Source organism: Streptomyces sp. NPDC005775, from assembly GCF_042871565.1.
GTDB lineage: Bacteria > Actinomycetota > Actinomycetes > Streptomycetales > Streptomycetaceae > Streptomyces.
On the sequence record NZ_JBIAIU010000002.1, the window covers coordinates 355,305 to 376,683 of the forward strand.

Genomic DNA, 21,379 nt, shown 5'->3' on the forward strand with positions numbered 1-21,379 from the left:
GCCGTACCGACCATGAGAGGAGGCGTGCCGTGTCGGTCATCCGGGAACGGACCGCACCCCCCAGCCCGCCGCGCCGGAGAACCGCCGGCACGTCCAAGCCTCCGCCCCGCCGGCGGCGGTCCGGGGAACCGCGCGGCCTGTGGCCGTACGCCCTGATCGCTCCGGCGGTGGGCGGCATGCTCTACCTGCTGCTCTATCCGCTGCTGCGGGCCGTACTGATCTCGCTGCAGGACTTCCGGCTGCGCCAGCTGATCATGGGCGACGCGGAGTTCGTGGGGCTGCGGAACTACCGCACGCTGCTGTCCGACCCGCGGTTCTGGGAGGTGGTCAGGCGCACCTTCCTCTTCATGGCGGTCAACGTGGTCCTGATCATGGCGATCGCGACCCTGGTCGCCCTGATGACGGAGCGGCTGGGCCGGTTCGGCCGCACGGTGGTGCTCAGTTCGCTGGTACTGGCCTGGGCCATGCCGGTGATCGCGGCCACCACGGTCTTCCAGTGGCTGTTCCACTCGGAGTTCGGCATCGTCAACCACGTGCTGACCGGGGCGGGCTTCTCCTCCTTCGACCGCTATCCGTGGTTCGCGCACGGCACCGCCGCCTTCTGCATCCTGGTCCTGTTGATCGTCTGGCAGTCGGTGCCGTTCGCGGCGATCACCCTCTACTCGGCGCTGACCACCGTCCCGGCCGAGCTGTACGAGTCGGCGCGGCTGGACGGGGCGTCCGGATCCCGGATCTTCCGCTCGGTGACCCTGCCGATGCTCCGGCCGATCTTCCTGCTGGTCTTCTCGCTGGAGGTGATCTGGACGTTCAAGGCGTTCGTCCAGATCTGGGTCATGACCCGCGGCGGGCCGGGGGACGCCACCACGATCCTGCCCGTGTACGCGGTGCAGACCGCGCTCGCCGGCCAGCGCTACGACCTGGGCTCCGCCGCCTCGATGGTGACCGTGGTCCTGATGTCCGGGGTGCTCGTCCTCTACTTCCGCCAGATGCTCCGCCAGGAGGGCGAAACCCCATGAGCCGGACACACCCGCGGTTCCGCCGGATCCCGCTGAACGCCGCCGCCGCGCTGACCGTCCTGATCTGCCTGTTCCCCGTCTACTGGATGATCTCCACCGCGTTCAAGCCGTCCAGGGACATCCAGTCCACCCATCCGCAGCTCGTCCCGCACACGTGGACACTCGACCACTTCCGTACGGCGGTGCGGGCCGACGGCTTCGAGGTCTTCTGGCGCAACAGCATCCTGGTGACGGCGAGTGCGATCCTGCTGGCCCTGATCGTCGCCATCGGGTCGGCGTACGCGGTGGCCAGGATGCGGTGGAAGGGCCGGCGCCAGTTCATGCTCATGGTCTTCATCGCCCAGATGGCGCCCTGGGAGTCGCTGATCATCCCGATCTACATCATCTCCCGCGACACGGACATGCTGGACCGGCTGCCCACGCTCACCCTCGTCTACTTCATGGTCACGCTGCCGTTCTCGATCATCGTGCTGAGGGGCTTCATCGGAACGATTCCGCCGGAGCTGGAGGAGGCCGCCCAGGTCGACGGATGCACCAGGACCGGCGCCTTCCGGCGGGTGGCGCTGCCGCTGCTCGCGCCGGGGCTGATGGCGACCTCGCTGTTCGGCTTCATCACCGCCTGGAACGAGTTCGCCTACGCCAACTTCCTGATCATCAAGCACCAGGACAGCCGCACGCTGCCGGTCTGGCTCTCCTCCTTCCAGAACACCTTCGGCACCGACTGGGGCGCCACCATGGCCGCCTCGACCCTCTTCGCGCTGCCCGCGCTGGTCGTGTTCCTGCTGCTCCAGCGCCATGTCACCTCCGGCTTCGCGGCCGGCGCCGTCAAGGGCTGACGCCCGAGATCCGAATCCGGAGGCCCCCCGTGCCCTCGTCACGCCCCGAACACTCCCTCGTCCCCCGGCCCCGCAAGGTCGCCTCCCGTCCCGGCCGCTTCACCCTCGACCAGGACACCTCGGTACGGGCCTACCCCGGCGCGGAAGGGGCGGCCGACCTGCTGCGCACCCTGCTCGCCCCCGCCACCGGCCTGCCCCTCGCCCCCTCCGCCACCGGCCGCGTCGTGCTGGCTCTCGACCCGCACCTGGGCGGGCTCGGCGAGGAGGGGTACGGGCTCACCATCGGGCCCGACTCCCTGCTGCTGCGGGCCGCGCGACTCCCCGGCCTGCTCAGGGGCGTCCAGACGATCCGTCAGCTCCTGCCCGCGGACGCCCTGTCGGAGTCGGCGCAGCGCGATGCCCCGTGGATGCTGCCGTGCGTCGAGATCAGTGACGTGCCCGCGTATCCGTGGCGCGGCACGATGCTCGACGTCGCCCGGCACTTCCAGCCGGTCTCCTATCTGCGCCGGTACGTGGACCTGATGGCGCTGCACAAGCTCAACACCCTGCATCTCCACCTCACCGACGACCAGGGGTGGCGGATGCCCGTCCCCGCCTACCCACGGCTGACCGGCATCGGCGGCCACCGCAGGCAGTCGATGTCCGGCCCGCCGGGGCGCGGCGACGAGCGTTTCGACGGGATCCCGCACTCGGGGGCGTACACCCGGCAGGAACTGCGGGACCTGGTCCGTTACGCGGCGGCGCGCGGGGTGCGGGTGGTGCCGGAGATCGAGATGCCCGGCCATGTGCGCGCGGCGCTCGCCGCCCACCCCGAGCTGGGCAACGACCCCGGGCGGCGGCTGGACGTGTGGACCCGCTGGGGGGTCTGCGACACGGTGTTCGGCGTCCACGAGGAGGTCTTCGACTTCTGCCGGACGGTGCTGGAGGAGGTCATGGACGTCTTCCCGTCCCCCTACATCCACATCGGCGGCGAGGAGTGCCCGACCACGGAGTGGGAGTCGAGCCCGGCGGCGCTGGCGCGGGCCGCCGCCGAGGGGCTGCCCGACGCGGGATCGCTGCACGGCTGGTTCATGGGCCGGATCGGGTCGTTCCTGGCGGAGCACGGGAGGCGTCCGGTCGGCTGGGCCGAGACGGGGACCGAATTGCCCCTCGACTTCACGGTGATGACCTGGCGCGACCCGGACCATGCCCGCGCGGCCGCCCGCCGCGGCCATCAGGTGGTGACCGCACACCACCGGACGACGTACCTCGACTACGCCCAGTCCACCGATCCCGGCGAGCCGGCCACCCAGCCGGGCCCGCCCGTCGGCCTGCGTGCGGTGCACGGCAACCGGCCGGTTCCCGACGGCTGGGAGGCGGCGGACGCGGGCCAGGTGCTGGGCACCCAGGCCCAGTTGTGGACCGAGTACGCGAGCACCCCGGAGCGGATCGAGTACCTGGCCTATCCACGGCTGTGCGCCCTCGCGGACCGCGCCTGGTCCGGCGGCCGAAGCGACTGGCCCGGTTTCCTGTCCCGGCTCGGCCGGCACACGGCACGGCTGGACGCCCTCGGCGTCCGCTACCGCCCCCTGAACCCCCGGTCGCTCCAGACCACTTCCCCAGGAACAGCGCCACCTCGGTAGGAACCACTCCCCCACGACCGTTCCGGAGAGGAACAGGTTCATGAAGTCACTCGCGAAGAGCCGCATCCGCGCTGCGGCGGCAGCCGCCGCCACCGTCGCCCTGGGCTGTACGGCCCTGGCCGTCGTCCCGTCGTCGGCGAGCGCCGCCGTCGGACCGCTGGCCGTGCAGTACCGCACCAGCGCGTCCGGCGCCACGGCGGACCAGAGCGAACCCTGGCTGAAGGTGCGCAACACCGGCAGCGCGGCCGTACAGCTCAGCAATGTCAAAGTCCGCTACTACTTCAAGGGCGACGCGGCGGGCGACGCCTACCGGTTCGCCTGCTCCTGGGCGGTGAAGGGCTGCGCGAACATCACCGGGACGTTCGGCACGCTCACCTCCCCGACGGCCACCGCCGACCGCTATCTGGAGATCGGCTTCACCCCGGGTGCGGGGTCTCTCGCCCCCGGCGCCGACACCGGCGACATGCAGTTGCGCTTCTACCGGTCGAGCTGGCAGCCCCTGCTGCAGAGCGACGACTACTCCTTCGGCTCGGGCCGGACGGCGTACGGCGACTGGTCGAAGGTGACCGCGCAGCTCGGCGGCGCCACTGTCTGGGGCGAGGCCCCGGAGGGCAACGACCCGACGGACCCCACGGACCCGACCGATCCCACGGACCCGACCGATCCGCCGGAGGGCACGCCCACGCTGTTCGACGACTTCAACTACAGCTCCCACGCCGACCCGCAGATCGCCGCGCACGGCTGGAGCGTCCGCTCGAACGCCGGCGGTCCCGGCGTGCCCGGCGCCACGTGGGCGCCGGAGAACGTCACGTTCGCCGGCCAGAGCGGAAACTCGGTGATGAACCTGGAGACGTCGACCGCCGGCAGCGGTGGGTCGACGAAGCAGACCGAGATCCTGACCCAGTCGATGAAGTTCCGCAACGGCACCTACGCGGCGCGGGTGAAGTTCAGTGACGCTCCCGTGTCGGGCCCGGACGGCGACCATCTCGTCCAGACGTTCTTCACCATCAACGACCTGAAGGCGCCGATGGCGGACGACTACGCGGAGTACGACTTCGAGTACCTGCCGAACGGCGGCTGGGGCGAGAGCGGCAACATTCTCTACACGACCTCGTGGGAGACCTACCGCCCGGACCCGTGGGAGGCGGTCAACGCGCACAGTGAGGCCCGGCAGAGCTATGCCGGCTGGCACGACCTGGTCGTGACCATCGACAACAGCGCGATCACCTACTACATCGACGGGCAGCTGTTCGGCACCCACGGCGCGGCATATCTGCCGGAGCGCGGGATGTCGATCAACTTCAACCAGTGGCTGATCGATCTGGCCGGGCAGACCAGCACGACGCCCCGGTCGTACGACCAGCAGGTCGACTACGTCCTGCACGTGAAGGACCAGGTCCTCACACCGGCCCAGGTCAACGCCAGGGTGAGCGCCTACCGCTCGGCGGGGACCACGTTCCAGGACACGGTGCCGGCCGGGTAACGGCTTACGGGAAGCAGCGGCGGGGCGGACGGCCATCGGGGCGTCCGCCCCGCTTTCGTGCACCCCGACCGGCCGCGACCGGACCGAATTTTCGGGCACCCCTTGACACCGCCCCCACCCGCCGGGCAATCTTCCGTTAAGCAGAAACTAACTTCCGCAATACGGAAGGAGCGCCGAAACCCTCATGGGCTACCCGGACCAGCGCTTCGATGTGAACCTTTCGATCCTCTTCACGGAACTCCCGCTCCTGGAGCGACCCGCGGCAGCCGCCGCGGCGGGCTTCACGGCGGTCGAGCTGTGGTGGCCATGGATCGAGACCCCCACCCCCGCGCAAGCCGAACTCGACGCGCTGAAGAAGGCGCTCGACGAGGCGGGCACGCAGTTGGTGGGGCTGAACTTCTACGCCGGACAGCTCCCCGGCCCCGACCGCGGCGCGCTCTCCGTGCCCGGCACGGAGTCGGACCGCTTCCGGGCCAACATCGAGGTGGCGGCAGCTTTCGCCGCCTCGGTCGGCTGCAAGGCACTCAACGCGCTCTACGGCAACCGGATCGACGGCGTCGACCCGGCCGCACAGGACGAACTCGCCCTGGAGAACCTGGTCACCGCCGCCCGCGCGGCCGACCTGATCGGGGCGGTCCTGCTGATCGAGACACTGAACGCGCCGGAGTCGCCGCGCTACCCGCTGGTGAGCGCACCGGCCGGGATCGAGGTCGTGGACCGCGTGAACGCGGCGACGGGGCTCGGCAACGCGAAGTTCCTCCTGGACCTGTACCACCTGTCGATGAACGGCGAGGACCTCAGCCAGGTCATCACCGCTTACGCCGACCGGACCGGTCACGTCCAGATCGCGGACAACCCGGGGCGCGGCGCGCCCGGCACCGGCTCGCTCCCGCTGGAGCAGCTCCTCGACGAGCTGACGAAGGCCGGTTACGACGGCTGGGTCGGCCTGGAGTACAAGCCGGGCGACCGGCCGAGCGCCGAGTCCTTCGAGTGGCTCCCGGCCACCGCGCGGGCCGCCCGCCGGTAGCGGCGGACGCTCACTCGTACACACGCTTATCGGAAGGCACCCTCATGAGCAACAACCTCCCCAAGGTTGCGTGGATCGGGCTCGGCATCATGGGTTCGCCCATGTCCGAGAACCTGGTCAAGGCCGGTTACGACGTCACCGGTTACACCCTGGAGCAGGACAAGGTCGACCGGCTCGCCGCGGCCGGCGGCACCGGCGCCTCCTCGATCGCCGAGGCGGTCAAGGACGCCGACGTGGTCATCACGATGGTGCCCGCCTCCCCGCAGGTCGAGGCGATCGCCTACGGCCCCGAGGGCATCCTGGAGAACGCCAAGCGCGGCGCTCTGCTGATCGACATGTCCTCGATCACCCCGCAGACGTCGGTGGACCTGGCGAAGAACGCCGCCGAGAAGGGCATCCGCGTCCTGGACGCGCCCGTCTCCGGCGGTGAGGCCGGCGCCATCGAGGCCGTGCTGTCCATCATGGTGGGCGGCGAGCAGAGCGACTTCGACACCGCGAAGCCGGTGCTCGACGCGCTGGGCAGGACCATCGTGCTCTGCGGTCCGCACGGCTCCGGCCAGACGGTGAAGGCGGCCAACCAGCTGATCGTCGCGGTCAACATCCAGGCCTGCGCCGAGGCTGTCGTCTTCCTGGAGAAGTCCGGGGTCGACCTGGCCGCCGCCCTCGACGTCCTGAACGGCGGACTGGCCGGCTCGACCGTGCTGACCCGCAAGAAGGACAACTTCCTGAACCGGGACTTCGCCCCGGGCTTCCGGATCGACCTGCACCACAAGGACATGGGCATCGTCACGGACGCCGCCCGCAACGTCGGCGCCGCACTGCCGGTGGGCGGCGTGGTCGCCCAGCTCGTCGCCTCGCTGCGTGCGCAGGGCGACGGCGGCCTGGACCACTCGGCGCTGCTGCGCTCGGTCGAGCGTCTGTCCGGTCAGCCCGTTCGCGCCTGACCCGTCCCACGCGTGCGGCCGGGCCCCGAGCGGGCCCGGCCGGCACCACCGCACGATCCCGCCGGGTGCGCATCCCCCGGCCCCACAGACTTCCGGGCGGCGTCGGCGCTGACACCTGTCCTGTCGCGCCCAGGCGCCGGCGCCGTCCGGAACACCTCTCCGCCATGAATTTCAACAAACTGTTGACGTCGGGTTCGGAGCGTACCTACGCTCCTGGAGCCCCCAGGCCGTCGCAGTTCAGCAGCTCCCGTACGGAAGGTCGCCCCGACACCATGACGCAGCGCGTGCTTACGACCGAGTCCGGCGCCCCGGTCGCCGACAACCAAAACTCCGCCACCGCCGGCGCCGGCGGCCCGATCCTCCTCCAGGACGGCCATCTCCTGGAGAAGCTCGCCCGCTTCAACCGGGAGCGCATCCCGGAGCGCGTGGTGCACGCCCGGGGCTCCGGCGCGTACGGCTACTTCGAGGTGACCGACGACGTCACCGGCTTCACCCGCGCGGACTTCCTCTCCGAGGTCGGCCGCCGCACCGAGACGTTCATCCGCTTCTCGACGGTCGCCGACTCGCTGGGCGGCGCGGACGCCGTACGCGACCCGCGCGGCTTCGCGCTCAAGTTCTACACGAACGAGGGCAATTACGACCTCGTCGGCAACAACACCCCGGTGTTCTTCATCAAGGACCCGATCAAGTTCCCCGACTTCATCCACTCGCAGAAGCGCGACCCGTTCACGGGCCGTCAGGAAGCGGACAACCTCTGGGACTTCTGGGCGAACTCGCCGGAGGCCACCCACCAGATCACCTGGCTGATGGGCGACCGGGGCATCCCCGCCTCGTACCGCCACATGAACGGGTTCGGTTCGCACACCTACCAGTGGACGAACGCCGCGGGCGAGGCCTTCTTCGTCAAGTACCACTTCAAGACGAACCAGGGCGTGCGTTCCCTCTCCGCCGACCAGGGCGCGGAGCTCGTCGGCAAGGACGCCAACTCGCACCAGACGGACCTGCTCCAGGCCATCGAGCGCGGGATGAACCCGTCCTGGACGCTGCACGTGCAGCTCATGCCGGCCGCCGAGGCGGCGGACTACCGCTTCAACCCGTTCGACGTGACCAAGGTGTGGCCGCACGCGGACTACCCGCTCCAGCGGGTGGGCCGGCTGGTGCTGGACCGTAACCCGGACAACGTCTTCGCGGAGGTCGAGCAGGCCGCGTTCTCCCCGAACAACTTCGTGCCCGGCATCGGCCCGTCCCCGGACAAGATGCTCCAGGGCCGGCTGTTCGCCTACGCGGACGCGCAGCGTTACCGGCTGGGCATCAACCACACCCAGCTGCCGGTGAACGCGCCGCGCACCGCGACCGTCGACAACTACGGCCGCGACGGGCTGCACGCCACGCGCTACGGCGCCCGGCACGACAAGAACTACGAGCCCAACTCGCACGCGGGCCCCGCCCAGACGGACGCGGCGCACTCCGCCCCGCTGGCCGTCCACGGCTGGACCGGCACGCACGAGGCGCCCGCCCACACCAAGGACGACGACTTCTTCCAGGCGGGTGAGCTGTACCGGCTGATGTCGGACGACGAGAAGGGCCGGCTGATCGCCACCATCGCGGGGGGCCTGTCGCAGGTCACACGCGACGACGTGATCGAGAAGAACCTCGCCCACTTCCACGCCGCGGACGCCGAGTACGGCAAGCGCGTGGAGGAGGCGGTCCGCGCGCTGCGCGAGGACTGAGCCTCCCCTGTGCCCTTCCCGTGCCGTCGCGCCCACCCGGATGAGGGGTTGCGCGGCGGTGCGGGCAGGACGGGGGTGTCCGGCGGATACCCCCGGGGCCTCGGCGGTGGCGCGACGCCAGTGCGGTGGTGCGGGTGGGGGTGCCGGCTCCTGACCTGAAGGGGCCGGCCCCTTCGCCCCGTCGCGCCCCGCCGCGGCCCCTGTCTTCCCTCGAACCAGGGCGTGGAGTACGGATTACGGTCCCGTACTCCACGCCCTTTCGCGTGCGCGGGCCCACGGGGCGGCCGGTGCCGTCCTCGAACGCCGGACGGGCCGGGTTGTGCTGCGGACGTGCGGCGGCATCGCTGCGGACGCCGGGCAGAAGCAAGCCCGTCGGGCGATGCGGACACGACGACGGTCCGCCGGGCGGCAACACTGCGGCCCCCGCCCCCGGTTGTCCGGGAGACGGGGGCCGCAGGGCCCGACGGGTCAGGCCTGCGCGAACGGGCGGATCGCCGTCGGCGCGTGACCCGGCTCCGTCGCGACGTCCTCGAACTCGTTGACCGACGCGATGTCCGTCCCGCTCATCGCGATGTTCGTGACCCGCTCCAGGATCGCCTCCACCACCACCGGCACCCGGAACTCCGCCGCCAGCTTCTTCGCCTCCTCGAAGGCCGGCAGCAGCTGGTCCGGCTCGGTGACCCGGATCGCCTTGCAGCCGAGGCCCTCGACGACCTTGACGTGGTCCACGCCGTAGACGCCCAGCTCCGGGGAGTTGAGGTTCTCGAACTCCAGGTTGACCTGGAAGTCGATGTCGAAGCCCCGCTGCGCCTGACGGATCAGCCCCAGGTAGGAGTTGTTCACCAGGACGTGCACGTACGGGATGCGGTGCTGCGCGCCGACCGCCAGCTCCTCCAGCATGAACTGGAAGTCGTAGTCGCCGGAGAGCGCGACGACGGAGCCCTCGGGGTCGGCCGTGGCGACGCCGAGCGCCGCCGGGATGGTCCAGCCGAGCGGACCCGCCTGGCCGCAGTTGATCCAGTGGCGCGGCCGGTAGACGTGCAGCATCTGCGCGCCCGCGATCTGCGAGAGGCCGATCGTGGTGACGTACCGGGTCTCGGGACCGAACGCCCGGTTCATCTCCTCGTACACCCGCTGCGGCTTCAGCGGCACGTTGTCGAAGTGTGTGCGCCGCTGCAGCCGCGCCCTGCGCTCCTGCGTGGAGGCCGCCCACCGCGAGCGGTCCGTCAGCTTGCCGGCCGCCTTCAGCTCGCGCGCCACCTCGACGAACAGCCCCAGGGCCGCCTTGGCGTCGGAGGCGATGCCGAGGTCGGGGGCGAAGATCTTGCCCAGCTGGGTGGGTTCGATGTCGACGTGCACGAACGTGCGGCCCTTGGTGTAGACGTCCAGCTTGCCGGTGTGCCGGTTGGCCCAGCGGTTGCCGATGCCGAGGACGAAGTCGGACTCCAGGAAGTTCGCGTTGCCGTAGCGGTGCGAGGTCTGGAGACCGACCATGCCGGCGTTCAGCTCGTGGTCGTCGGCGAGGATGCCCCAGCCCATCAGGGTGGGGACGACCGGGACGCCGGTCAGTTCGGCGAACTCCACCAGGAGTTCGGAGGCGTCGGCGTTGATGATGCCGCCGCCCGCGACGAGCAGCGGGCGCTCGGAGGCGTTCAGCATCTCCAGGGCGCGCTCGATCTGCTTGCGGGTCGCGGCGGGCTTGTGCACGGGCAGCGGCTCGTACAGATCGGGGTCGAACTCGATCTCGGTGAGCTGCACATCGATCGGGAGGTCGATGAGGACCGGGCCGGGCCGGCCGGTGCGCATCAGGTGGAAGGCCTGCTGGAAGACGCCCGGGACCTGCGCGGCCTCCAGGACGGTGGTGGCCGACTTGGTGACCGGCTTGGCGATCGACGCGATGTCGACGGCCTGGAAGTCCTCCTTGTGGAGCACCGCCGTCGGGGCCTGGCCGGTGATGCACAGGATCGGGATCGAGTCCGCGATGGCCGAGTAGAGGCCGGTGATCATGTCGGTGCCGGCCGGTCCCGACGTACCGATGCAGACGCCGATGTTCCCCGGGCGGGCCCGGGTGTAGCCCTCCGCCATGTGGGAGGCGCCCTCGACGTGGCGGGCGAGCGTGTGATGAACCCCGCCGGAGGCCTTGAGGGCCGCGTAGAAGGGGTTGATCGCCGCGCCCGGCACACCGAACGCGTTGCTGACACCTTCGCGCTTGAGGATCTCAACTGCCGCTCGGGCAGCGGTCATTCGAGGCATTGAGTGCTCCTGCTCGGACCTGGGTGGAGTCGGGCTCTGTCGCGCCACCTGAGAGCACCAATTCCGCATTACGGAAAATTGATTCTGCTATACGGAAGCAAATCTAAAGTGCGGCCGGACAGCCGTCAAGAGAGGCGGCCGGGGACGTCGCCCACGTGGACCCGGGCCACGAAGTGCCCCAAGTCCCTGCCGGGGGCCTCGCTCTTGGTGGAGCATGGGGTACGGAGCGGAGCCGGCCCGGAATCCGGGCACCGGCCGCATGGTCGTCGGCCGTAGGGAGTCCGAGGGTGGAATCAGTGCCGGTACGGTGCCCGGCCTGCCGCCGCGACCACGCCTTCATGACGCCCGTCTACCCGTGCCCGTGCGGCGCACCGACCGCCCCGCCGCTGCTGCGCGGCGCGCCGGTCACGCCGATCACCCACCGCACCTGGAACGACGACTGGGTGACGGTGCGCTGCCGTGGCTGCGGCCGGCACGACCAGTGGCCGCAGCCGGAGCTGTGCTGCCCGTGCGGAGCGGTGCTGCGGATCCCGGTCCGTCCGGTGGCGGCGCCCGGCCGCGCGGGCGGCTCGTCCTCCCGGCCCGTACGGCCGTCGCACATACCGCTGCCGCGTACGGCCCCGGCCCCGCGGCCCCCTTTCCGGCCGCGGACGATCCGTACCGCGCGCGACGCGGTCGGCGCCGCCGCGCTGTACCTGAAGTGGCTGGGCTACGGCGACGTCGCGCAGCCCGCCGAACGCCCCGCGTCCCGGATCGACCTGCGGGCGGCCGGGCTGATCGCACAGGTCGACTCCACCACCCGGCCGACCACGCTGCGCGATGTCGAATGCCTGTGGCTCAACGCCCTCAGCGCGTCGGTGTCGAGCGTGTTCTTCTCGCTCGCGGGATACGCGCCGGACGCCCGGGAGCGGGCGGACGGGCTCGGCATCCCGCTGTTCGTCATGGATCTCACCGGCACCCCGCAGCCGGTGAACAGCCCCGCGGAGGAACTGCTCAGCACCGGCGCCTGAACCGGTCGGCCAGGGCCCGGCGGCCTGCGTCACGCGCCATACTGACGTATGCGCATCCGTCCCGCCCGCCGCTCGGACCTCCCGCTCCTCCAGGAGATCGAGCGCGCCGCAGGCGAACCCTTCCGCACGCTCGGCATGTCCCTCGTGGCCGACGACGACCCCCCGCCGCTGGACCTTCTGGAGGGCTACCGCGCGGCCGGCCGCGCCTGGGTGACCACGGGCCCCGACGACCTGCCCCTCGGCTACCTGATCGCCGACCCGGTCGACGGCGCCGCCCACATCGAGCAGGTCTCCGTCCATCCGTCTGCCGCCCGGCGCGGCCTGGGCGGCGCCCTCATCGACCATGCCGCGGCCTGGGCCGCGCACGAGGATCTGACGGCGCTGACCCTGACGACGTTCTCCCACGTCCCGTGGAACGCGCCGTACTACGCCCGGCTCGGTTTCCGCCCCCTGACGCAATCCGGCCTCACCGACGGGCTGCGGCGGATTCGCGCCGAGGAGGCGGAACACGGCCTCGACCGCTGGCCGCGGGTCTGTATGCGGCGCGACGTGCCGCACCTCACAGAAACCGTCCGGCCACAGTGAGTGCTATCGGTCACGTTCGAGCCAGGGGCCACAGATGTTCGGTCCGTTGTCGGTGGCGGGCCCTAGAGTGGTGCGCATGGTCTTAACTCCACGACTTTCTCCACCCGCGACACCCGCGAGATCCGGCACACCCGCCTCAACCGTGCCGTCCGCGATTCCGCCGCACAGCACCTTTCCCGCACAGCCGGCCCACCCCGCCGCCGTCGAGGCGAACGAGGCGATCCGCGCGCTCGTGGACGCGCGCGCCGGCCAGGACTGGTCCCCCGTGGAGTCCGCTGCCTACGAGGTGCTCCTGATCGAGTGGGCGGCCGCGACGCAGGGCACCGCGGGCGACATCATCGAAGCCGCCTGACGGCGCCCTGGCGCCCTCCCCCCGCCTACCGGCCGTAGTTCTCCCGCAGTTCGATCTTCCGGACCTTCCCGCTGACCGTCATCGGGAACGTCTCCATGATCCGGAGCAGACGCGGCACCTTGTAGCGCGCCAACTGCTCGTGGCAGAAGGCCGTGACCTCCTCCAGGCTCGGCGGATCGGCCGGGTCCGCGGGAATGACGCAGGCCAGGATCTCCTCGCCGTACCGCTCGTCCGCCACACCCACCACCTGCACGTCGGCGATCTTCGGGTGCCGGTAGAGGAACTCCTCGACCTCCCGGGGATAGACGTTCTCGCCACCCCGGATGATCACGTCCTTGATCCGGCCGACGATCTGTACGTAGCCGTCCTCACGCATCACCGCGAGGTCCCCGGTGTGCATCCAGCGTCCCGCGTCGATCACCTCGGCGGTCCGCTCCGGCTGCTCCCAGTAGCCGAGCATCACGCTGTAGCCCCGGGTGCACAGTTCGCCCGCCGCACCGCGCTCCAGCGTCACCCCCGTCGCCGGGTCGACGACCTTGACCTCGATGTGCGGCATCACGCGGCCGACCGTGCCGGTACGCCGCTCCAGGTCGTCGTCACGGCGGGTCTGGGTGGAGACCGGGGAGGTCTCCGTCATGCCGTAACAGATGGACACCTCGTCCATGTGCATCTCGGCGACGACCCGCTTCATCACCTCGACCGGGCAGGGGGATCCGGCCATGATGCCGGTGCGCAGCGAGGAGAGGTCGTACGAGGCGAAGGCGGGCAGGTTCAGCTCCGCGATGAACATGGTGGGGACGCCGTACAACGAGGTGCAGCGCTCCTGCTCCACCGCGGCGAGGACGGTGGCCGCCTCGAACGCGGGGGCCGGGATCACGATGCAGGCGCCGTGCGAGGTGATGCCGAGGTTGCCCATCACCATGCCGAAGCAGTGGTAGAAGGGCACCGGCAGACAGACCCGGTCCTGTTCGGTGTAGGCGACCAGCTCCCCCACGAAGTAGCCGTTGTTGAGGATGTTGTGGTGGGAGAGGGTGGCTCCCTTGGGGAAGCCGGTCGTGCCGGAGGTGTACTGGATGTTGATCGGGTCGTCGCAGGACAGGCCGGCCTCACGGGCCGCCAGTTGCTCCGTGGTCACCGATCCGGCGACGGCGAGCAGGGCGTCCCAGGACGGGTCGCCGATGTAGTGCACGGCGCGCAGGGCGGGGCAGCCGGCCCGGACCTCGCCGACCAGGGCCCGGTAGTCGCTGGTGCGGTGTGCGAGCGAGGCGACCAGAAGACGGACCCCAGCCTGCTTCAGCACGTACTCCAGCTCGTGCGCGCGGTAGGCCGGGTTGATGTTGACCATGACGGCGCCGATGCGCGCGGTCGCGTACTGGACCAGCACCCACTCCGGGCAGTTGACCGCCCAGATGCCGACCCGGTCCCCCCGGTCCACGCCCGAGGCCATCAGCGCGCGGGCCAGTTCGTCGACGGCCGCGCCGAATTCGGCGTACGTCCAGCGCCGCCCGGACGGTACGTCGACGAGTGCCTCCCGGTCCGGGTACGCCTGGACCGCCCGGTCGAGGTTACGGCCGATGGTGTCGCCGAGCAGCGGGGTGGTGCCGGTGCCGTGGGCGTAGGACGGCCCGGTCATGTCAGGTCCCCCTCGCTGTACTCGGTTCCGGTGCCCCGGGCGGTGCGCTCGCGCAGCTCGATGCGGCGGATCTTGCCGGAGACGGTCTTGGGCAGCTCGGCGAACTCCAGCCGGCGGACCCGCTTGTACGGGGCGAGTACGGCACGGGAGTGCGCGAAGAGCGCCTTCGCGGTCTCCGGTCCGGGCTCCCAGCCCTCGGCGAGCACGATGTAGGCCTTCGGGACGGAGAGCCGCACCGGGTCGGGGGCCGGCACGACGGCCGCCTCGGCGACGGCCTCGTGCTCCAGCAGGGCGCTCTCCAGCTCGAACGGGGAGATCTTGTAGTCGGAGGCCTTGAAGACATCGTCGGCGCGGCCGACGTAGGTGATGTAGCCGTCGGCGTCACGGGAGCCGATGTCGCCGGTGCGGTAGTAGCCGCCCGCCATTGCTTCCGCGGTGCGGTCCGGGTCACCGTGGTAGCCGGTCATCAGGCCGACCGGGTGGCCCGAGAGGTCGAGCGAGATCTCGCCCTCGACGGCGCCGGGCTCACCGCTGACCGGGTCGAGGAGGACGACCTTGAAGCCGGGACTCGGGCGGCCCATCGAACCGGACTTCAGGACCTGGCCGGGGGTGTTGGCGACCTGGACGGCGGTCTCCGTCTGGCCGAAGCCGTCGCGGATGGTGATGCCCCAGGCGCGCCGGACCGTTTCGATGACCTCGGGGTTCAGCGGTTCGCCGGCCGCCACGACCTCCCGCGGCGGGGTCTTCAGCTGGGACAGGTCCGCCTGGATGAGCATGCGCCAGACGGTGGGCGGGGCGCAGAAGCTGGTGACGCCCGAGCGGTCCATCTCCGCCATCAGCCGGCCGGCGTCGAAGCGGGTGTAGTTGAAGATGAAGACGGTCGCCTCGGCGCTCCACGGGGCGAAGAGGTTGGACCAGGCGTGCTTGGCCCAGCCGGGCGAGGAGATGTTGAGGTGGACGTCGCCGGGCTTGAGGCCGATCCAGTACATCGTCGACAAGTGGCCCACGGGGTAGGAGACATGGGTGTGCTCGACGAGCTTGGGACTGGCGGTGGTGCCCGAGGTGAAATAGAGCATCAGCGGTTCGTCGGCGTCGGTCTCGCGGTCCGCCGTGAAGGTCTCCGGCTGCTCGTCGGCCCCGGCGTAGGAGATCCAGCCCTCGGTTTCGGCGCCGACGCTGATCCGGGTGTATTCGCCGGGCACCTCGTCGAACTTGGCGGTGTCGGCGTCCCGCACCAGGACGTGCCGGACCCGGCCGCGCTCGACCCGGTCGCGCAGGTCGACGGGGCCCAGCAGCGGTGTCGCGGGGATGACGACGGCGCGCAGCTTCATCGCGGCGAGCGCGGTCTCCCAGAGCTCGGTCTGGTTGCCGAGCATGACGAGGATGCGGTCGCCCTCCCGTACGCCCTGGGCACGCAGCCAGTTCGCGGCCTGGTTGGAGCGGGCGGACATCCGGGCGAAGGACATCTCGGTCCGCCCGCCGTCCTCCTCCACGATGTGCAGGGCCGTGCGGTCGTTGTCCCGGGCGATGACGTCGAACCAGTCGAGCGCCCAGTTGAAGTGGTCGCTGCGGGGCCAGCGGAAGCCCTCGTAGGCCGCGGTGTAGTCCTCGCGGTGCCGGAGCAGAAAGTCCCGGGCGGCCCGGAACGTCTCCGTCGCACTGGATGCCGACATGTGCCCTCCTCATTGCGGACCGGACGGTCACTGTCTCGGGCCGGTCGCCTAACATCATGTAAACAGTGACCCAGGTCTCACCACCCCCGAACGGGGGTGCCGCGGGGGATGCGGTGTTCCCCGGAGCCGGGTGGAGAGGCGTCAGCGTGCCGGAATCCGTCGATGCGGTCGAGATGCAAGCGGCGCTGCTGCGGCTGCGCCGGACGAGCGGGCTGCCCGTGGCCTTCGGCGGGCTGCTCTCCGACACCCGCCACGCCAGGATCGCCGAGCTGAACGGGGCACAGACCACGGCCCTGCGCGGGCTCGTGATCTCGGCCGGCAGCGGCCTCGGCGGGAAGGCGATCGCGCTGTCGCGGCCGTGCGCGGTGACCGACTACCACTCCTCGCGCCACATCAGCCACGAGTACGACACGGCGGTGGCGGCGGAGGGGCTGCGCTCGGTGGTCGCCGTGCCCGTCGTCGTACGCCGCAAGGTGCGGGGTGTGCTGTACGGGGCGCTGCGTGAGCCCCTCACGCTCGGCGACCGTACGTTCGACGCGGCGGTCGGGGCGGCCCGCGACGTGGAGCAGGCGCTGGCCGTGCGCGACGAGGTGCAGCAGTTGCTCGCCGTGACCCGGGAGGAGGTCACCGACCCCCGGGCCGTCCCGGGAGCGTGGGAGGACGTCCGGGAGGCGCACCGCGAGCTGCGCGCCCTCGCACCGAAGGTCCTCGATCCGGCGCTGCGCGACGAGCTGCTGGCGGTGTGCGGGCGGCTCGCCGCCGCGGCGGGCGCCCGGGTGCCCGGGGCGCGGGTGTGCCGGCTGGCGCCGCGCGAGGTCGACGTCCTGGCCTGCGTCGCCGCGGGCGCGACGAACGCGGTGGCGGCGGACCGGCTGGGGCTGCGGCCGGAGACGGTGAAGGGCTATCTGCGCTCCGCGATGCGGAAGCTGGGCGCGCACACCCGGCTGGAGGCGGTCGTCGCGGCCCGCCGGGCGGGGCTGCTGCCGTAGGTGCGGTGGTGAGGGGTGAAGGGCACGTTCAGCGGTCGAAGTCGATGAACGGGGCGAAGCGGATGTCGTGTCCGTCGCCGTCGCCTGCCGCCCGCGTCATCACGGAGAGCAGGGTCACCGCCTCGCCCGTGACGTCGTCACGCTCGGCCGCGGTGAGCGGGCGCAGCTCCTGGACGGTGACCGCCGTCGGCGCCGCGCCGCCCCCGCCGGATTCCAGGCGCCAGATCGCGGCGAGGAAGCCGTCGACCAGCACGCTGCCGTACGCCTGGTTCCCCACCCCGTTGCGGCCCTTGAGCGCCAGCGGGATCACCCGGGTCCGGTCCGCGTGGCCGAGCAGGACGTTGTCGAACTCGGGCAGGAAGCGCGGCGGGGCGGGGGTGTCCGCGTCGGGGCGCGGGGCGTCGGGCAGGTCGAAGAGCTCCACCCCGTTCTCGTCGCGGAAGGTGATCAGCTGGGGGCGGAGCCGGTCGAAGACCTCGCGCATCCGGGTCAGGCCCGCCCATGTCTGCATGTCCTTGACCGACGCGGGCCCGAACGCGGCGAGGTAGCGCAGCACGGTGCCGTCGGGCGCGGGGGCCGGTGCGGAGGGCCGGTCGAGCCAGTGCTCCGCGGTGGTCAGGGCGACCTGGCCGCTCTGCCCCCACACCCCGCGCGGGGTGACCTGGACGAGCGGCAGCAGACAGCGCGCGGCCGTGCTCAGGGCCTGCGGGTCCGCGTCCGGCCACTGGGCGAGGAGGTGTTCCCGGATCTCCTTCGGGGTGCGGGGCGTCTGATCGACGTACGCCCTGCCGAGGTCGCGGAGGAGGTCCAGGTCCACACCCGCGAGCCCCTTCCGGAACATCCTGAGCTCGCGGTCGCGTGCCTCCTGGACGAGGGGACGCAGGGTGAGGGCGTCGTCGGCGGTGTGGGTGTGGATGGTGGAGCGCAGGGTGACGATACGGACGACCTCGCGCGACTCCATCAGCCCGGCCAGCTCGGCCGGCTCGAAGCCCTCCAGCCGGGCGAGGAGCTGGTAGTACGGCGGCTTGGTGTTCTGCGCCTGGAGGCCGACGAGATGGCGGACGGCGTCCTTCGCGCTCATCGCCGCACGCCGGAGCAGGAGTTGGCGCTCCAGGGTCGCGCGCCCCAGCGCCCGCGGCGAGAGTACGGCGGCGGGGGCGGCGGCAGGGGTCTTCCTCTTCACGGCCATGAACGGCACGCTACGCGGCCATGCGGTCGGATTCTGTCCTGATGGCGCTCTTCCTTCGCGGGGACATCCTGCGCCATGCCGCCGCCCGGCAAGATCCCGGATTGCGCGCCGGGCGCCCGCATCATGGACCGGTGATCAGCGTCCTGTTCGCCGTCCTGACCGCGCTCAGCAACGGCGCGGCCTCCGTCCTTCAGCGCCGCGCGGCCTCTGCCGCCCCCGACAGTGAGGCGATGCGGCTGTCGCTGATCGGCCACCTGCTGCGCCAGAAGGTGTGGCTCGCCGGCATCGGCCTGGTGATCGTCGCGGCCGTCTGCCAGGCAGTGGCGCTGGCCACGGGCCCCATCGCCGTGGTGCAGCCGATCTTCATGATCGAACTGCCGGCGACGCTGCTGATGGCGAGTTTCGTGATGCGGGTGCGGTTGCCCCGGCCGGTGTGGTTCGGGGTGGCCGCCGTGACGTGTGGTCTGGCCCTCGGCATGGCGTCAGCGGCTCCGGGGGGCGGCAGTGCCACGGTGCACGGAGCCGCGTGGGTGCCGGCACTGATCCTGACGGGCCTGTTCGAGGCGGCGCTGATCGCGGGTGCGATGGCCACCCGCGGCAATCCCCGGGCGGCGCTGCTGGGGCTGGCGGCCGCCTGTGCGTACGCGCTGACCGCCGCCCTGATGAAGGACGCCATGGCCCGGCTCGACGACGGCGGGGCGGCGGCGCTCTTCACGTCCTGGCAGCTCTACGCCATGGCCGTGGCGGGCGTCGGCGCCCTGTTCCTCCTGCAGAACGCGCTGCAGGCAGGCACGCTGGTCGCGGTCCAGCCGTGTCTGACCCTGGGCGACGCCCTGATCAGCATCCTGTACGGGGTGACCCTGTTCGGCGAGGACCTGCGCACCGGCTGGTGGCTGCTGCCGGAGCTGCTCGCGCTCGGGCTGATCGCCGCGGGCTGCGTGGAACTGGCGCGTTCACCCCTGGCCTCCGGGAACGCGACAGCCCCGGCCCGTACGCGGCGGGTCGACTGACACGCCGCGTACGGGCCGGGGCCGGGGCGCTCACGCCGGACGCCTGCCCGTGGGCCAGTGACTACTTGCTGGCCGCGAAGCGCATCAGGGCCTGCTCGTCGCCCTGCTTGATCTTCCCGGTCTCATTGATCACCTCGAGCTTCCAGCTGCCGCCGGCCCGCATGGCCTTGGCCACGGCGCAGCCGTTGTCGCTGCTGAGCAGGCTCGGCCAGATGTCGGCGACCTGCTGGGTGGTGCCGCCCGTCGCGTCGTACACCTTGAAGCTGATGTTGCGCGCGCTCTGGAAGGAGCTGTGCTTCTTGTACGCGGCGGCGATGAAGACGATGGACGTGATGTTGCCCGGCACGCCGGCGAAGTCGACGGTCACCGTCTCGTCGTCACCGTCACCGTGCCCGGTCTGGTTGTCCCCGCTGTGGACGAGCGAGCGGTTGCCCAGCGGGTCCAGGGAGTCGAGGCCGGCCAGACGGACGGGCTCCGTGCCCTGCATCGCGATGGCGATCAGGTCGAGGTCGGTGCCCTTCTTCTGACGAAGCTTCCCCATCAGCCCGCCACTGGCACCGACCGTGGGATCCCAGGACACCCCGATGGACAGGTGGGTGACCCCGTCCAGATCCGCCGGGCCGTCTTCCTTCTTCAACGTGATCATGCGTGATCCTCTTCGTGGCCAGATTCCTACAGGTCGAGTGTGCCTGGTGTCCCCCGGATGCATCCCATCAGGGGCAAAATTTCGACCAAGTGTTGGACGGCTCAGGAGGAATTGTCCTGCTCCGGCACGATGCCGGAGGTTGTGCCCGCGTGGTAAAGGCGCGCGGTCTCCACGACTCCTCGGGCGCACAGCCCCTCGATGTCGGACGGGCTGCGGCCCAGCTCGGCGAGGATCCGCTCGGTGTGCCGGCCGGCCGCCGGCACGGGGCCCATCCGCGGTGCGACCCCTCCCAGGTCCACCGGCGGCAGGAGCGCCTGTACGGGGCCGGGGGCGCCGGGCACCGGGACCTCGCGCCAGCGGTCGCGCTCGGTGAGCGCGGGGTGGTCGAGGAACTCCGCGACGGAGTTCACGCCGGCGTTGGCGATCGCCGCCCGGTCCAGGAGCTCCGCCGCCTCCTGACTGCCGAGGTCCGCGAAGCGCGCGGCGACGATCGCGTTGAGCTCCTCGCGGTGGGCGACCCGGTCCTCCCCGGTGGCGAACCGGGGATCATCGACGAGCCCCGGCAGACCGAGGACGGTGACGCACAGGGCCTCCCACTCGCGCTCGTTCTGGATGGAGAGCATGACGTCCTTGCCGTCAGCGGCCGTGAAGGGGCCGTACGGCGCGATCGTGGCGTGCTGCGCACCGATCCGCGGCGGCTGGGTGCCGCCGTAGCGCGTGTAGTACGCGGGCTGGCTCATCCACTCGGCGAGTGCGTCGAAGAGGGAGACCTCGACGGTGGGGGCCCGGCCGGTGGTGGCCCGGGTGAAGAGGGCGGACAGGATGCCGCTGTAGGCGTACATGCCGCCGGCGATGTCCGCGACGGAGATGCCCGAGCGGGCGGGTTCGTCGGGCGAGCCCGTGATCGACAGCAGCCCGGTCTGACACTGCACCAGGAGGTCGTACGCCTTGCGTCCGGACCACGATCCGCTCGTGCCGTAGCCGCTGACCGTACAGGTGATGAGGGAGGGGTGCCGGGCCTGGAGGGCGGCCGCCCCGAGGCCCATCCGGTCCGCCGCGCCGGGGGCGAGGTTCTGGACGAACACATCGGCCCCTGCGATGAGTTCTTCGAGGATTTCGCGCCCCTCGGGCGCCTTGAGGTCCACGGTCAGGGATTCCTTGGAGCGGTTGAGCCAGACGAAATAGCTGGCCTGACCGTGCACGGTGGTGTCGTAGCGGCGGGCGAAGTCACCACCGCCGGGGCGCTCGACCTTGATGACGCGGGCGCCGAGGTCGGCCAGCTGACGGGTGGCGAAGGGCGCCGCGACGGCCTGTTCCAGGCTGACGACGGTGATGCCCGCGAGCGGGAGCGGAAGCGGTTCGGTCATGCGCACATGATCCC

Annotated in this window: 18 protein-coding genes; 12 read left to right on the forward strand and 6 right to left on the reverse strand. The window is 71.2% G+C overall.

The features are described 5' to 3' along the window. Positions 1-29: 29 nt before the first annotated feature. The 7 genes from ACFYPA_RS05220 (at position 30) to ACFYPA_RS05250 (ending at position 8,658) form a co-directional block, all read left to right on the forward strand. On the forward strand, positions 30-1,016 hold the full coding sequence (locus tag ACFYPA_RS05220) for a carbohydrate ABC transporter permease (protein ID WP_389129609.1): 987 nt from the start codon (positions 30-32) through the stop codon (positions 1,014-1,016). Continuing rightward, positions 1,013-1,852 carry a carbohydrate ABC transporter permease gene (locus tag ACFYPA_RS05225; RefSeq protein ID WP_359081957.1) on the forward strand — a complete coding sequence of 280 codons (840 nt, stop codon included), beginning with the start codon at positions 1,013-1,015 and terminating at the stop codon, positions 1,850-1,852. Before ACFYPA_RS05220 ends, ACFYPA_RS05225 begins: the two co-directional genes overlap by 4 nt. Before the next feature lie 29 nt (positions 1,853-1,881). Continuing rightward, positions 1,882-3,474 (forward strand): beta-N-acetylhexosaminidase, encoded by a 1,593-nt coding sequence (locus ACFYPA_RS05230; protein WP_359081956.1) that lies wholly within the window; start codon positions 1,882-1,884, stop codon positions 3,472-3,474. A gap of 40 nt (positions 3,475-3,514) precedes the next feature. Continuing rightward, on the forward strand, positions 3,515-4,957 hold the full coding sequence (locus tag ACFYPA_RS05235) for a cellulose binding domain-containing protein (protein ID WP_389129613.1): 1,443 nt from the start codon (positions 3,515-3,517) through the stop codon (positions 4,955-4,957). Between the two features lie 184 nt (positions 4,958-5,141). Next, complete coding sequence (locus tag ACFYPA_RS05240) at positions 5,142-5,984, forward strand: TIM barrel protein (protein WP_389129616.1); 843 nt, start codon at positions 5,142-5,144, stop codon at positions 5,982-5,984. 44 nt (positions 5,985-6,028) lie between these two features. Then, positions 6,029-6,928: a 2-hydroxy-3-oxopropionate reductase gene (locus tag ACFYPA_RS05245; RefSeq protein WP_359349598.1), complete on the forward strand. Its 900-nt coding sequence runs from the start codon at positions 6,029-6,031 to the stop codon at positions 6,926-6,928. Between the two features lie 272 nt (positions 6,929-7,200). After that, positions 7,201-8,658, forward strand: coding sequence for a catalase (locus ACFYPA_RS05250; RefSeq protein WP_389129620.1), 1,458 nt, complete (start codon positions 7,201-7,203; stop codon positions 8,656-8,658). A gap of 468 nt (positions 8,659-9,126) precedes the next feature. Here the strand turns inward: ACFYPA_RS05250 and gcl are convergent, their stop codons facing one another. Continuing rightward, complete coding sequence (gene gcl, locus ACFYPA_RS05255) at positions 9,127-10,902, reverse strand: glyoxylate carboligase (RefSeq protein WP_359349593.1); 1,776 nt, start codon at positions 10,900-10,902, stop codon at positions 9,127-9,129. Positions 10,903-11,198: 296 nt separating this feature from the next. On the opposite strand from gcl, the gene ACFYPA_RS05260 reads away from it, so the two are divergent. From ACFYPA_RS05260 to ACFYPA_RS05270, 3 genes are all read left to right on the forward strand, one after another. Beyond that, positions 11,199-11,921 carry a hypothetical protein gene (locus ACFYPA_RS05260; RefSeq protein ID WP_359081950.1) on the forward strand — a complete coding sequence of 241 codons (723 nt, stop codon included), beginning with the start codon at positions 11,199-11,201 and terminating at the stop codon, positions 11,919-11,921. 48 nt (positions 11,922-11,969) lie between these two features. Then, positions 11,970-12,506 (forward strand): GNAT family N-acetyltransferase, encoded by a 537-nt coding sequence (locus ACFYPA_RS05265; RefSeq protein WP_359081949.1) that lies wholly within the window; start codon positions 11,970-11,972, stop codon positions 12,504-12,506. 142 nt (positions 12,507-12,648) lie between these two features. Continuing rightward, a complete protein-coding gene (locus ACFYPA_RS05270) occupies positions 12,649-12,858 on the forward strand; it encodes a hypothetical protein (RefSeq protein ID WP_359081948.1) in 210 nt (69 codons plus the stop codon). Between the two features lie 25 nt (positions 12,859-12,883). On the opposite strand, the gene ACFYPA_RS05275 is transcribed toward ACFYPA_RS05270, so the two are convergent. Both ACFYPA_RS05275 and ACFYPA_RS05280 read right to left on the reverse strand, forming a co-directional pair. Then, complete coding sequence (locus ACFYPA_RS05275) at positions 12,884-14,491, reverse strand: AMP-binding protein (RefSeq protein ID WP_389129625.1); 1,608 nt, start codon at positions 14,489-14,491, stop codon at positions 12,884-12,886. Further along, positions 14,488-16,164, reverse strand: a complete 1,677-nt coding sequence (locus tag ACFYPA_RS05280) for an AMP-binding protein (protein ID WP_359081946.1) — start codon at positions 16,162-16,164, stop codon at positions 14,488-14,490. The genes ACFYPA_RS05275 and ACFYPA_RS05280 overlap by 4 nt, the downstream gene beginning before the upstream one ends. A gap of 146 nt (positions 16,165-16,310) precedes the next feature. On the opposite strand from ACFYPA_RS05280, the gene ACFYPA_RS05285 reads away from it, so the two are divergent. After that, on the forward strand, positions 16,311-17,153 hold the full coding sequence (locus tag ACFYPA_RS05285) for a helix-turn-helix transcriptional regulator (RefSeq protein ID WP_359081945.1): 843 nt from the start codon (positions 16,311-16,313) through the stop codon (positions 17,151-17,153). A 28-nt stretch (positions 17,154-17,181) separates the two neighbouring features. Here ACFYPA_RS05285 and ACFYPA_RS05290 read toward each other — a convergent pair whose 3' ends face one another. Continuing rightward, a complete protein-coding gene (locus ACFYPA_RS05290; RefSeq protein ID WP_359349580.1) occupies positions 17,182-18,342 on the reverse strand; it encodes a winged helix DNA-binding domain-containing protein in 1,161 nt (386 codons plus the stop codon). 131 nt (positions 18,343-18,473) lie between these two features. Between ACFYPA_RS05290 and ACFYPA_RS05295 the strand changes: the two genes are divergently transcribed. After that, positions 18,474-19,352, forward strand: coding sequence for a DMT family transporter (locus ACFYPA_RS05295; RefSeq protein WP_389129630.1), 879 nt, complete (start codon positions 18,474-18,476; stop codon positions 19,350-19,352). A 61-nt stretch (positions 19,353-19,413) separates the two neighbouring features. On the opposite strand, the gene ACFYPA_RS05300 is transcribed toward ACFYPA_RS05295, so the two are convergent. Both ACFYPA_RS05300 and ACFYPA_RS05305 read right to left on the reverse strand, forming a co-directional pair. After that, positions 19,414-19,998, reverse strand: a complete 585-nt coding sequence (locus ACFYPA_RS05300) for a TerD family protein (RefSeq protein ID WP_359081942.1) — start codon at positions 19,996-19,998, stop codon at positions 19,414-19,416. Positions 19,999-20,099: 101 nt separating this feature from the next. Next, a complete protein-coding gene (locus tag ACFYPA_RS05305) occupies positions 20,100-21,365 on the reverse strand; it encodes a CaiB/BaiF CoA transferase family protein (protein WP_389129634.1) in 1,266 nt (421 codons plus the stop codon). Between the last annotated feature and the right edge of the window lie 14 nt (positions 21,366-21,379).